Raw genomic sequence first — 13,005 nt, forward strand, 5'->3', positions numbered from 1 at the left:
TGTGTCAAATGCGCCGTTTTGGACGCAGACCACGGCATATTCAGACGCCGCCTAAGACGCTGTAGGAATCAGCCTCATGTGCAGAAGGGGATAAGGCTGCCCCAAGCCATCTGTTTCCGAGCGGCCGACCACTTCGAAGCCTTCATGCAAGTAGAAGCCCAGGGCTTGTGGGTTCTGTTCGTTGACGTCCAGGCGTTCGGCATTCAATTCATCGATCGCATAACGCAGCAGGCGCTGGCCAACGCCCTTGCCGCGGTAGTCGGGTGCGACGAACAACATGTGAACGCAGCCGTTGGCGACACCGGCAAAGCCACAGATGCGCTGGCGATCCTTGCAGCAGATCAGCATCACGGCGTCGAGATAGCGGCGCAATACCTGCTCGCGCAGGAGCAGGATGTAGGCCTCGGGAAGGAAGTCATGGGTCGCGCGCACCGAGTCTTCCCAGATCTGCACCAGCTCGCTGTAGTCGCTGTAGCGAGGGGTTTGCAGTGTCAGAACTGAATGCATGCCGGTGTTCCTCCTGGGCGATAGAGCAAACATAGCAGGCCGACCACTGGTCGGCTTCTCTGCGTGCGGCTTGAAGCCTGGGGCGTGGAGGTCTATTAATTAGGCGTGGGAAAAATTCCCACATAAATAAATGAAAGAACTCACAACAGATTCCCGGCTTGATTTGGCGTTCTCATGGCGAAGACCTGGAGACGGAAAATGCAAATCCACATGCTGTTCAAAAGGGCTCTACTGGCGGTCGCCGTTGCCGGCGTGCTGTCGAGTGCCATCGTTTTGATTCCAGATTCGATTTCACATGGCTCCAGCGCCTATGCCAAGGATGGCGGCGGTGGCGGTGGAGGCGGCGGTCACGGTGGCGGTGGCGGCGGTGGTGGTCACGGCGGTGGAGGCGGAAGCGGTGGCGGCGGCGGTGGTCACGGCGGTGGAGGTGGAAGCGGTGGCGGCGGCGGTGGTCACGGCGGCGGCGGTGGAAGTGGTGGCGGCAGCGGTGGTGGTGGTGGCGGCCACGGCGGCAGCGGCAGCGGCGGCCATGCTGGCAACAGTGGCAGCGGCCATGGTGAAGCAGGCCAGGGCCACGATGGCAACTCGAACTCCGGACGCAGCAGCCATGCTGAAAGGGGTGATGACCATGGCAATCACGTTGGTGGTGAGCCCGGCGACGATCATGGCAATCACGTTGGCGGCGAACCCGGTGACGATCATGGCAATCATGTTGGCGGTGAGCCCGGTGATGATCATGGCAATCATGTTGGCGGTGAACCTGGCGACGATCATGGCGTTCACGTTGGTGGTGAACCTGGTGACGATAACGGCAACCATGTGGGCCGCGAACAAGGTGATGACCGCGGTGCTCATGCCGCCGGCGAAGTCGGCGATGACAACAGCAGGAGCTGATTGGCAGTGAACAGCCCATACAAGACCCAGGGGACGGGTTTTGTATGAGCGGGTCTGGGGCAGTGAAGCCCTATCACGGGTTTGCAGTGAGCGCTGACAGCTTTTTCTCATGCTCTGTGGGAAGTAGTTACAGTTCGTGCGGGATGTTTTCCCGCGTCGTATGCTGGTTTCAACTGTCAAGGAATGCGCTCCATGCAATCGCCCTCTATACCCCCGTCCATGTTGAGCGCACTGCGCAGGGTCATGCGCCCTCTGGTGCGCCTGATGCTGCGCAAAGGGGTGACCTACACGATGTTCACCGACGTACTCAAGGAAGTTTTCGTCGATGTGGCTCATCGCGAGTTTCGCCTGGACGACAAGGTGCCGACAGATAGCCGCATCAGCCTCCTTACCGGCGTTCATCGCAAGGATGTTCGGCGGCTGCGAAGTGAACATGACGCGACTGACGTTGAGTTGCCGGAAAACATCACCTTAGGTGCGCAACTGGTGAATGTATGGACCACCAGTCCACCCTTCTGCTCCGAAGCCGGGCAGGCGTTGGCGCTGCCACGGCTCGCCAGCGTTGGCGGCGATCGCTCTTTCGATGCCCTGGTGGCGAAGATCAGCACGGACATCCGCGGGCGGGTAGTACTGGATGAGTGGCTGCGTCTGGGCATCGTTCGCCTCGATGATCAGGATTGCGTTCACCTAGAAGCCCAGGCATTCGTGCCGCAGAAGGGTTTCGAAGAGAAAGCCGCGTATTTCGGCCACAACCTGCATGACCACGCCTGCGCGGCGGTGCACAACCTCAGTGGCAAAGGCCTGCCGTTTTTCGAACGCAGCGTGCACTACGATGCCTTGACCTCGGCCAGTGTCGGTACGCTGCGTGAGGCGGTCTCCAAGGACGGCATGCAAGTGTTGCTGGCTTTCAGCCGGTTGGCCGCCGAGCTGGAAAACACCGACGTGCCAAGCCACGAGGAGCGCCAGCGCATCACCGTCGGGCTTTATTTCTACACTGAAGCCACCGATCCCGAATCGTCGAAGACTGCCGACTCATGACCCCCCTCGCGCGCTGCCTCAGTCTCGTCGCACTCGCCCTGGGTTTCGGGCTGAACCTGGTGGCGCCTGCCGAGGTGGCTGCGGCGCCGGTTTGTGTCAGCCGTGATGAAGTGGGGATGGCTGGGGCTGCGGGCATGCAGTTTCCGGGGGGCGTCGGTGGTACAGGTGCCAGAACAGGCGGAGTTGGCGGCACCGGCGCGCGCAGCGAGAACGGCGGCGTGGGCGGCACGGGGGCGCCGCTGCAGCAGCGCCCCGGCGGCACGGGCGGTACCGGCGCGGTGGCAGAGGGCGTAGACGGGACCTTCATCGATCGCGGCCACGGTGGTGTGGGCGGTAGCGGTGCCCCGATCCAGCGCCCGGGCGGTACCGGTGGCACGGGGATCGTCGGCACCATCACCGGGTTCGCTTCGATCTGCGTCAATGGCCAGGAAGTGCACTACGGCAAGGATGTACCTGTGAGTGAAAACGGTGCCCCTTCCAGCAGCGCTCATCTGGCGATCGGCCAGGTTGTCGCGGTGGAGGCCTTTGGCACGCAGCGCGGCCTGCAAGCCGGGCGTATCGCGATTCTCAACGTCTACGAGGGGCCGCTGACGGCACTGCCGAATGCATCGGGGCCACTGCGGGTCATGGGTCAAGCTGTGCGCCTTGCCGCTGGAGCGCGCGTGGCTGAAGGGCTGCGCCCGGGTGAACCGGTCAGGGTCAGCGGCCTGCGCGATGCTGCTGGTGAAGTGGTGGCCAGCCGTATCGAGCGGGCGCCAGGGCTCAGGGAGGCCAGTGCCATCGGTGCGGTTGACCGTCCGGGCAGCCTGCAGGGGCTGAAGCTGGGGACCCGCGTGGCGCCAGCGCGGGAAATGCTGGTGCGCGGCCAATGGACCGGGAACCAGCTGGAAGTGGCGCAAACCCGTCCTGACCCGAGCCTGCCGTTTGCTGGCAGGGTGCAGACTGTGGTGATCGAGGGGCTGGTGCAGCGCACGCAGGCGCGTCAGTTGGTGGTTGGTGGCGTCAATGTGACGCTGGGACAGGATACGGTGATTGTCGGCAGGCAGCCTGCATCGATCGCGCTCGACCAGAAAGTGCGGGTAAGCGGGGTGTTCAGTGCTGCGCGCGAGCTACGGGCATCCCGCGTCGAGTTCGATGACGACCGCAGAGAGCACTCGGACAGAGGCCATTCCGGGCGTAGCACCGAGCACGGTACAAGTGGCTCTGCAAGCTCGAGCAACAGCGGCCAGGGTGAGCGTGGTGCCTCCAGCAACCGTAGCGAAAGCAGTGATGACCACAATGGCCGGAGTTCGGTTAGCGGCTCCAGTGACCACGACAGCGTGGAAAGTGAGGACAGGTCTGGTAAGTCGGGACATGTCGATACCGTGGAGCAACGCGCGACCAGCAATAGTGGTAGCTCCGATCGGGTGGAGAGGGTCGTGGAGGTTGAACAGGTAGAGGTCGAAAAAGTTGAGAAGGTAGAAAAGGTCGAGAAAGTAGAGAAAGTCGAAAAGCCCGAGAAAGTGGAGAAGGTAGAGAAAGTCGAAAAGGTCGAAAGGCCGGAGAAAGTCGAGAAGGTGGAAAAGGTCGAGAAGGTCGAAAGGCCCGAGAAAGTCGAGAAGGTTGAAAAAGTCGAGAAGGTCGAAAAACCTGAAAAAGTCGAGAAAGTGGAAAAGGTAGAGAAAGTCGAAAGGGTCGAAAAGCCTGAAACGGTAGAGAAGGTCGAAAAAGTGGAACATCCGGAGCGGTCCGGGCATTAGGCAACTAGGCTGGGTAAGTCCGATCACACTTCCCGAAGGAACCTGAGGTGCAGATGAGACCGACGCTCCCTCTTTTCGCCTGTTTGCTGTCCTTTACCGGTGCGTCGGTCCAGGCCGATACCTTCAGCGCCTCTATTGGCATGGACTATTCGAGTGGCGACTATGGCACGGGTACCACTTCGGAAATCTGGTACGTGCCGGTGGTCGGCAAGTATGAAACCGGCCCCATGACCTACAAAGTCACGGTGCCCTGGCTGCGCATCACCAACCCTGAAGTAGGCCCGAATGGCGACCCCTTGCCCGGTGGATGCCATGCGGTGGAAAGCGGGCTGGGCGACACGGTTGCCAGCGCCGATTATGCGCTGCTCGACGGCAGTGACGGCGGCCTGATGCTGGACCTCATCGGCAAGGTCAAATTCCCCACTGCCGATGAAAAGCAGTGCCTGGGCACGGGCGAATACGACTATACCGGCCAGGTCGATATCGCCCAGGCATTCGGCCCGGTGACCGGCTTCGCAACCCTGGGTTGGAAGAAGTTCGGCGACCCGCCCGACAGCAATTTCAGGGACCCGATATTTACCAGCCTGGGCTTTGCCATTCCTGTGGCGAAAGGCACCTCGGCGGGCGCCTCGTACGACTGGCGGCAAAAAGTCGTTTCGACAGGCTCAGAGATCCAGGAGCTGACCCTGTTCCTGACCCACAAGCTCAACCGTGAATGGAAGGTTCAACTGTATGCGGTCAAGGGCTTTTCCGATGCCAGCCCTGATGCCGAAGGTGGAGTGATGGTTTTTCACACCTTCTGACAAAAAAGCCCCTGCCCGGGTATTTCCTCGTTGGGAATACCCGGGCAGGGGCTTTGTCATGGGCAGGCTGCCTTAAACGGGCTCGGCCCACATGTCGTATTCGTCGGCATCCACCACGCGGCAACGCACTTTGTCGCCCGGCTTGAAGCCATGGTTACCGTCGATGAACACGCTGCCGTCGATTTCCGGGGCGTCGAAGAAGCTGCGGCCAACCGAACCCTGCTCCTCGACTTCATCGATCAGCACTTCGATTTCCTTGCCGATGCGCAGCTGCAGGCGGGCGGCGCTGATGGCCTGCTGGTGAGCCATGAAACGGTCCCAGCGGTCCTGCTTGACGTCATCCGGCACTTCGTCCAGGCCCAGGTCATTGGCCGGGGCTCCTTCGACGGGCGAGTACTGGAAGCAGCCGACGCGGTCGAGCTGGGCTTCGGTGAGCCAGTCCAGCAGGTACTGGAAGTCTTCCTCGGTTTCGCCAGGGAAGCCGACGATGAAGGTCGAGCGGATCACCAGCTCGGGGCATTGCTCGCGCCAGTTCTTGATTCGTGCCAGGGTACGGTCTTCGAAGGCTGGGCGCTTCATCGACTTGAGTACCTTGGGGCTGGCGTGCTGGAACGGAATGTCCAGGTACGGCAGGATCTTGCCGGCGGCCATCAGCGGGATCACGTCGTCGACGTTCGGGTATGGGTAGACGTAGTGCAGGCGCACCCAGGCGCCCAGGCTGCTCAGCGCTTCGCACAGTTCGAGCATGCGGGTCTTGACCGGGCGGCCGTTCCAGAAGTCGGTCTTGTACTTGACGTCGACGCCGTAGGCGCTGGTGTCCTGGGAGATGACCAGGATTTCCTTGACGCCGGCCTTGACCAGGCGCTCGGCCTCGCTCAGCACTTCGCCGACCGGGCGGCTGACCAGCTTGCCACGCATCGACGGGATGATGCAGAAGCTGCAGCTGTGGTTGCAGCCTTCGGAAATCTTCAGGTAGGCGTAGTGGCGCGGGGTCAGCTTGACACCCTGTGGTGGCACCAGGTCGATCAACGGGTTGTGGTCCTGGCGCGGTGGCACCACCTCGTGCACGGCGTTGACCACCTGCTCGTACTGCTGCGGGCCGGTCACCGACAGCACGCTCGGGTGCACGTCACGGATATTGCCTTCATCGACACCCATGCAGCCGGTGACGATGACCTTGCCGTTTTCCTTGATCGCTTCACCGATGACTTCGAGCGACTCGGCCTTGGCGCTGTCGATGAAGCCGCAGGTGTTGACCACCACTACATCGGCGTCCTCGTAGGTGGGCACGACTTCATAGCCTTCCATGCGCAGCTGGGTCAGGATGCGCTCGGAATCGACCAGGGCCTTGGGGCAACCCAGGCTGACGAAACCAACCTTGGGGGTGGCGGGAGTGGTGGACATGACTAACCTCGGTATTGAATGCAGTTCGCCCTGCCGCAGCCGGGGGCGATCTTGACGGGCGCTTTCGGCGCCTCTGATCAAAAAGTGCGCAATTCTAGCGAGCGCAAGGTCGCTTGACCAGCAGAAAAGCGACGAACGCTGCGCTATGCTTCGCGCCATTGCGCCGGGGTTTATGCATGCCCCTGACGCAGGCGTGAATTCTACCGGCCTTCAAGGCCATGTGCGGGAGTGTTCGATGGTTCAGGCAAGCAGTCACGCCGAAGGCGGGCACGCGGGGAAGCAGGGTGCGACACGGTCGCTGGGGTTGCTCGTGGCAGCGGTTGGGGTGGTGTATGGCGATATCGGTACCAGCCCCTTGTATACCCTGAAAGAAGTCTTTACCGGCGGCTACGGGGTGCCGGTCAACCATGATGGTGTGCTGGGGATCCTCTCGCTGATCCTCTGGTCACTGCTGTGGGTGGTGTCGTTCAAGTACGTGATGTTCATCCTGCGCGCCGACAACCAGGGCGAAGGCGGCACCATGGCATTGACCGCGCTGGCGCGAAGGGCCACGGCGGCCTATCCGCGCCTGCGCGCGCTGATGGTCGTCTGCGGCCTGATCGGCGCCTCGCTGTTCTACGGTGACAGCATGATCACCCCTGCGGTGTCGGTGTTGTCCGCCGTGGAGGGCATGGGCCTGGCCTTTGAAGGTATCGACCACTGGGTGGTGCCCATTTCGCTGGTGGTACTGGTGGCCTTGTTCCTGGTGCAGAAGCATGGCACCGACAAGATTGGCAAGCTGTTCGGCCCGATCATGGTGGTCTGGTTCCTCGCGCTCGCCGCGCTGGGGGCGCATGGCATTTCCCAGAGCCCGGAAGTGCTCAAGGCCTTCAACCCTGGCTGGGCGGTGAACTTCTTCATCGTCCACCCCGGCATGGGCGTGGCCATTCTCGGCGCCGTGGTGCTGGCGCTGACCGGTGCCGAGGCGCTGTATGCCGACATGGGCCACTTCGGGCGCAAACCGATCGCCCGCGCCTGGTTCGCCCTGGTGCTGCCGGCCCTGGTGCTCAATTACTTCGGCCAGGGCGCGATCTTGCTGCAGAACCCTGAAGCTGCCCGCAACCCGTTCTACCTGCTGGCGCCAGGCTGGGCGCTGTTGCCAATGGTCGGGCTGGCGACCATGGCCACGGTCATCGCCTCGCAGGCGGTGATTTCCGGGGCCTTCTCCCTGACCCGCCAGGCCATCCAGCTGGGCTATATCCCGCGCATGCAGATCCAGCACACCTCCAGCGACGAGCAGGGGCAGATCTACATCGGTGCGGTGAACTGGACCTTGATGGTCGGTGTAGTGCTGCTGGTGATCGGCTTCGAGTCCTCCGGCGCCCTGGCGGCGGCTTACGGTGTGGCCGTGACCGGAACCATGCTGATGACCACCATTCTGGTGTCGGCGGTGATGCTGCTGCTGTGGAAATGGCCACCGGTGCTGATGGTGCCGATCCTGTTCGGCTTCCTCTTCGTCGATGGGCTGTTCTTCGCTGCCAACGTGCCGAAGATCGTTCAGGGTGGTGCCTTCCCGGTGCTGGCAGGCGGCGTGCTGTACCTGCTGATGAGCACCTGGAAGCGCGGCAAGCAGATACTGGTGGAGCGTATCGATGAAGGCGGGCTGCCATTGCCTGTGTTCATCAGCAGCATCCGCGTGCAGCCGCCGCATCGGGTCGAAGGCACGGCGGTGTTCCTGACGGCGCGGGCAGATGCGGTGCCCCATGCGCTGCTGCACAACATGCTGCATAACCAGGTGCTGCACAGTCAGGTGGTGCTGCTGACGGTGGTCAGTGAAGACCGCCCTCGGGTGCCGGAGCAGGAGCGTTTCGAGGTCGAGGCCTATGGTGATGGCTTCTTCCGCGTGCTGCTTCACTTTGGCTTCATGGACGAGCCGGACGTGCCAGCGGCATTGAAGCTGTGTCACCTGGATGAACTGGATTTCAGCCCGATGCGTACCACCTACTTCCTCAGCCGGGAAACGGTGATTGCGTCGCGTCTGGAGGGGATGTCGCGCTGGCGGGGGAACCTGTTCGCATTCCTGCTGAAGAATGCCAACGGTAACTTGCGCTTCTTCAACCTGCCTTTGAACAGGGTGATCGAACTGGGTACCCAGGTCGAGATCTGAGTTGTAACCGATTCGCGGGTAAACCCGCTCCCACAGGTAGTACATGTTCCCTGTGGGAGCGGGTTTACCCGCAAATGGCCATCAAGCGGTATCAGTTCTGTGCAGCGACGCTGGACTTGCCCTGACGGGTCTCGATCTCGTCGATCAGGCGCTTGGCCAGCGCCGGGTAGTTTTCGTCGAAGTGGTGGCCACCTGGCAGCTTCATGCGCTCGCCCACTGCAGTCTTGTCGGTGCAACCGCTCTCGTCGGTCTCTTCGATACCGTACACGCAGACCACCTTGGACGCCGGCAGCTTGGCCATTTCCGGCCCGGTAGGCGCTTCCTGGCCTTCCTTGCCCAACCAGCCCTCAACCTCGATCTCGAAGCTGCCACTGCGGGCGAACGCCAGCAGCACGACCGCGTCGATCCGCTGCTGGTCTTCGGCCGGCAGGCGGTTGTAGATGGCAGGCAGCACGTCGGCGCCGAACGAGTATCCGGTCAGCACGAAACGCTTGGTGCCCCACTTCTGACGGTAGTGCTGCATCAGTTCCGACAGGTCGGCGGCGCTTTGCTCCGGAGTCTTGTGCTGCCAGTAGTAGCGCAGGGTGTCGATACCGACCACCGGGTAGCCGAGCTTGGCCATTTCACCGGCCACGTCGCGGTCCAGGTCGCGCCAGCCACCGTCACCGGACAGGAACAGGGTGACGGTGTCGGTGGTCTGCCCGGCCGGGACTTCTACCACCGGAATGGCCAGGGCGTTGCCGTCACGGCCGACCAGGGCCTGCGTCAGCTGGGCCTTGAGCACCTGTGGCAGGTGGATGTCATAGTCGCTGATGCTGGTTTCGGCGTTGGCCTGGTCGCGCACGAAGGCAGCACTGGCGTCGTCCGGGTTGTCGTTCCAGGCGACGTTCCAGTGGCCGTGGGCGGCCGATTTCGGCAGCTCGACCTTGCAACCTGGTTGTTCCAGGGTGAAGTCGACCGAAATGGCCCGGGCCTTGTCGTCGCTCTGGGTGGCCAGCCAGCGCCATGCCTGGGCTGCGCCAGGGCCAATGCCGGCGACCAGGGTTGGTTTGTCGGACAGCTGGGTCAGCGCCTGATCCATGGCCTGTTGCTGCTTGGTGCAGTCGTTCGGCGGCAGGATCACCTGGACCAGCTGTGCCTCGCCAGCCTGGCTCAGGTCCAGCAGCTGCTTGTCGCTCAGGGCCTGGTCCTGGGGCACGCCGATGGCGACTCGGGCCTTGGCGTGCACGCCCGGGGTGACGCGGATGATGCTGGTGTCATTCAGGGTCAGCTGTTCCAGCCGTGCCTCTGGGGCAGGGCGGGCCCACAGCCAAAAGCCCGCAGCGCCGGCCAGGGCGGCCAGCAGCAGGGGAATCAGTACGTACAACCAATAGCGTCGGATCATCAACGTTTCACCAATCCAGTCAGGCCGCCGGCAATCAGGGCGGCAGTATCGGCCAGTGCCACCAGCGGGTCGAGCCCGGCCGGCACGGCCATGTAACGAGGTTCCCAGTCCGGCTGGAACTTGTCCTTGAAGCGCCGCAGGCCCTGGAAGTTGTAGAGCTGCTCGCCCCGGCGGAACACCATCGAGCCCAGGCGTTGGGTCAAGGGGGCGCCGCGCCGTGGCTGCAGGCCGGAAAGCGGGACCATGCCCAGGCTGAAGCGGCCGTAGTCATGGCTTTTGTAATGCAGGATCAAGCCGATCATCATGAATTCCATGGTCAGCTTCGGCGCCTCGGGGTGTGCGCGCATCAGGTCGAGGCTGGCCAGTTCGTTGCTGTGGGTTTCCAGCAGGTTGGCAAAGGCCACCGGCCGGCCCTGGAAACGAATCAGGGCGATACGGAAGTGCTGCAGGTACTCGGGGCTGAAGCGCCCCAGCGAGAAGCCTTTCTCGCGTACGTTCTTGCCGCCGAGCCAGGCGTCGGAGATTTCCTTGAGCTCGGCCAGCGGCGCATGGCCAGGTTCGTGGATCTCCAGGCTCAGGCCATCCCGGCCGCCACGGTTCCAGGTGTAGCGCAGGTCCTTCATTTCCTTGCCCTTGGCTTCGAGGTCGAAGCGGCGCAGGTCGACCCGTGCCTCCTCGCCCAGCTTCAGGGCAGTCAGGCCGATGTCCATGTAGAACGGCAGGTTCTCCGCGCGCACCTGGTAGAACACCGGGCGGGCGTGGTGCAGGTCGCAGAGGTCGCGGAACTGCCAGATCATCTCGGCGCGTTCCTGGGCCGGGCCGATCGGGTCGTACAGCGCCACCAGGCTGCGGCCGCGGCGGGCATACATGAGGAAGGCATTGTCGCTGGGGTGGAACAGCAATGCCTTGTCGCCGGTCAATGCCAGGCCACCGTCGGGCTGGTCGGAGGCCAGCAGGATGCGGTTGGCGCGCTGCAGTTCAGCGTCGTCAGGCAGGTGAATGACCGGGCGGGCGGTGCGCAGCAACCAGGTCAGGGCGACGATCACCAGCAGCACCGCGCTACCCAGGGCGGCACGCAGGCCGCGCGGGGCGTCGGCGTCGAGGGTGAACTGCCACCACAGCTTGTGGGTATAGGGGACGTCCTGGTAGGCGAACAGCAGCAGCCACACCGAAGCGCCGACCACGCAGGCGCTGGCCACCAGGTACACCGGTGAGAACGGCAGTTCGAGCAGCCGGCTCGGACGGTAGAACGAGCGGCGGAACAAGGCCAGCAGGGCAGCGGTCAGGGTCAGCAGGCTGGCTTCTTCCCAGTCGAAGCCTTTGAGGATCGACAGCAGTGCGCCGACCAGCAGCAACACGGTGGTCAGCAGCCAGGCTGCCGACAGGCGCCGGCGCAAGCCCTGGGCCAGCAGCAGGCAGAGCACGCCGATCAGGCTGGCGCCGAAGTGCGAGGCATCGATCAGCCGGTGTGGTACGAGGAAGCCCATGTGCTCCAGGCGCGTGTCGATCTCCGGGGTGGCGCCGGAGAACAGCAGCACCACGCCCGACAGGAACACCAGAATCGCCAGGATCGGTGCGCCAAGGCCCGAGGCCGCCTTGATCGCTTGCTGGGCGAACAGCAGGCGGCGTGCTTCGTTGGCCAGCAGCAGCACGCAGGCCAGCAGCAGTGGCAGCACCACGTAGATCAGCCGGTAAAGGAGCAGGGCGGCGGCCAGAGGCGCGGCGCCAAGCTGGTCGGCGAAGGCGGCCAGCAGGATCGCTTCGAACACCCCGACGCCACCCGGTACATGGCTGAGCACGCCAGCAGCCAGGGCCAGCAGGTAGACCAGCACGAAGGCACCGAAGGGGGGGGCTTGCGGCAGTAGCAGGTAGAGCACGGTGGCTGCAGCGGCCACGTCCAGGGCGGTGATCAGCAACTGCAGGGCCGCCAGGCGCCCACCGGGCAGTCGCAGGGTGCGACGGCCCAGCTGGACCAGCAGGTTATCGGCCAGCGGTTGTTCCGGCAGGCGACGGCGATACAGCCCGATTACCAGCACGGCGGTCATGGCCAACACGGCGATGGCGATGCCGGCCAGCACTGTCGAAGGCAAGCGCAGGGCTGTTGCTGCAGCCGGCAGGTTGCTCAAGGTGGCCAGCGCCGCAAGTGGTGGCAGTGCGCACCCCAGGGACAGGCTGGCAAACACGGTCATGCGTGCGACTTCAGCGGCACCGAGGCCCTGACGTGCATACAGGCGGTAGCGCACCGAGCCACCCGAGAGCATCGACAGGCCGATTGCGTTACCAATGGCAAAGGCGCTGAAACCGCCCATCACCAAGGATCGCGCAGGCAACTTGACGGTCGCGTAACGGCTGGCCGACCACTCGTAGCCCAGCAGGATCACGAACCCTGCCACCGTCGCCAGCAGGGCGCCGATCAGCGACTTTGCCGGTACGTCGAGCATGGCATCGTGCAGGGCGTAGATGTCCAGTTCGCTCAACAGATGCCGACAAGCGATCAGCGCCATGGCAAACAGCAGCAAGGTCACGGCCAGGCCAATCGGCTGACGGAAACGGCTCATTCGTTCCAGCAAAGGCAGGCGCTGGGCAGCAGTCGGCAGTGCCGAGGCGAGTGGCACCTGGGGTTCAGGGGTGTGCGATGTCATGAGATGCCTCGAGCGTGTTGCGCGAGGAGGGGAAGAGCTGCGGCCAAGTGAAAGTCCCTTTGGTAAACGTATCCAGATATTACTCCGGGCAACGTTACTTTCAGTCGTCCGGCAGTGTTAAAGATAGTTCATCCTCAAGTCGACACCTCAAACGAGCGGGTTTGGGTGCAGTACAAGGATTTATCAGGCGACGAAATGCAACAAACCCCGCGCTGCTGTTATACAGGCGGGGTTTGTTCTGACGAATATGGTTGCGGGAGCCGGATTTGAACCGACGACCTTCGGGTTATGAGCCCGACGAGCTACCAGGCTGCTCCATCCCGCGTCAGAGGGGCGCATTTTATAGATTCGGACGGGTAAGTCAAGAAATAAATGAAAATTGCCAAGCAATTGCTTCAGATCTTGAATTCCAGGCAAAGAAAAAGGCCACTGCGTTAACAGTGGCCTT

Annotated in this window: 9 protein-coding genes and 1 tRNA gene; 5 read left to right on the top strand and 5 right to left on the bottom strand. The window is 62.9% G+C overall.

The annotated features are described in order from the left end of the window. Positions 1-51: 51 nt before the first annotated feature. Positions 52-507: a GNAT family N-acetyltransferase gene (locus ACIPZ8_RS19210; RefSeq protein ID WP_400726283.1), complete on the bottom strand. Its 456-nt coding sequence runs from the start codon at positions 505-507 to the stop codon at positions 52-54. A gap of 210 nt (positions 508-717) precedes the next feature. Between ACIPZ8_RS19210 and ACIPZ8_RS19215 the strand changes: the two genes are divergently transcribed. From ACIPZ8_RS19215 to ACIPZ8_RS19230, 4 genes are all read left to right on the top strand, one after another. After that, complete coding sequence (locus tag ACIPZ8_RS19215; protein ID WP_400726658.1) at positions 718-1,401, top strand: hypothetical protein; 684 nt, start codon at positions 718-720, stop codon at positions 1,399-1,401. Positions 1,402-1,593: 192 nt separating this feature from the next. After that, positions 1,594-2,439, top strand: a complete 846-nt coding sequence (locus ACIPZ8_RS19220) for a DUF6502 family protein (RefSeq protein ID WP_400726286.1) — start codon at positions 1,594-1,596, stop codon at positions 2,437-2,439. Further along, on the top strand, positions 2,436-4,178 hold the full coding sequence (locus tag ACIPZ8_RS19225) for a DUF5666 domain-containing protein (protein ID WP_400726288.1): 1,743 nt from the start codon (positions 2,436-2,438) through the stop codon (positions 4,176-4,178). Before ACIPZ8_RS19220 ends, ACIPZ8_RS19225 begins: the two co-directional genes overlap by 4 nt. Positions 4,179-4,231: 53 nt before the next feature. After that, entirely contained in the window at positions 4,232-4,981 is a 750-nt protein-coding gene (locus ACIPZ8_RS19230) for a hypothetical protein (RefSeq protein ID WP_400726291.1), read from the top strand. A gap of 72 nt (positions 4,982-5,053) precedes the next feature. Here the strand turns inward: ACIPZ8_RS19230 and rimO are convergent, their stop codons facing one another. After that, a complete protein-coding gene (gene rimO / locus ACIPZ8_RS19235) occupies positions 5,054-6,385 on the bottom strand; it encodes a 30S ribosomal protein S12 methylthiotransferase RimO (RefSeq protein ID WP_400726294.1) in 1,332 nt (443 codons plus the stop codon). Between the two features lie 235 nt (positions 6,386-6,620). Between rimO and ACIPZ8_RS19240 the strand changes: the two genes are divergently transcribed. After that, positions 6,621-8,531, top strand: a complete 1,911-nt coding sequence (locus ACIPZ8_RS19240) for a potassium transporter Kup (protein ID WP_400726297.1) — start codon at positions 6,621-6,623, stop codon at positions 8,529-8,531. A gap of 91 nt (positions 8,532-8,622) precedes the next feature. Here the strand turns inward: ACIPZ8_RS19240 and ACIPZ8_RS19245 are convergent, their stop codons facing one another. The 3 genes from ACIPZ8_RS19245 to ACIPZ8_RS19255 all read right to left on the bottom strand — a co-directional run bounded on the left by ACIPZ8_RS19245 (position 8,623) and on the right by ACIPZ8_RS19255 (position 12,882). Further along, positions 8,623-9,915: a virulence factor family protein gene (locus ACIPZ8_RS19245; protein ID WP_400726300.1), complete on the bottom strand. Its 1,293-nt coding sequence runs from the start codon at positions 9,913-9,915 to the stop codon at positions 8,623-8,625. Continuing rightward, on the bottom strand, positions 9,915-12,557 hold the full coding sequence (mprF, locus tag ACIPZ8_RS19250; RefSeq protein ID WP_400726302.1) for a bifunctional lysylphosphatidylglycerol flippase/synthetase MprF: 2,643 nt from the start codon (positions 12,555-12,557) through the stop codon (positions 9,915-9,917). The genes ACIPZ8_RS19245 and mprF overlap by 1 nt, the downstream gene beginning before the upstream one ends. 248 nt (positions 12,558-12,805) lie before the next feature. Beyond that, positions 12,806-12,882: transfer RNA gene (locus ACIPZ8_RS19255), tRNA-Met, on the bottom strand. Positions 12,883-13,005: the final 123 nt, after the last annotated feature.

The organism is Pseudomonas sp. NPDC089422 (assembly GCF_044749405.1).
GTDB lineage: Bacteria > Pseudomonadota > Gammaproteobacteria > Pseudomonadales > Pseudomonadaceae > Aquipseudomonas.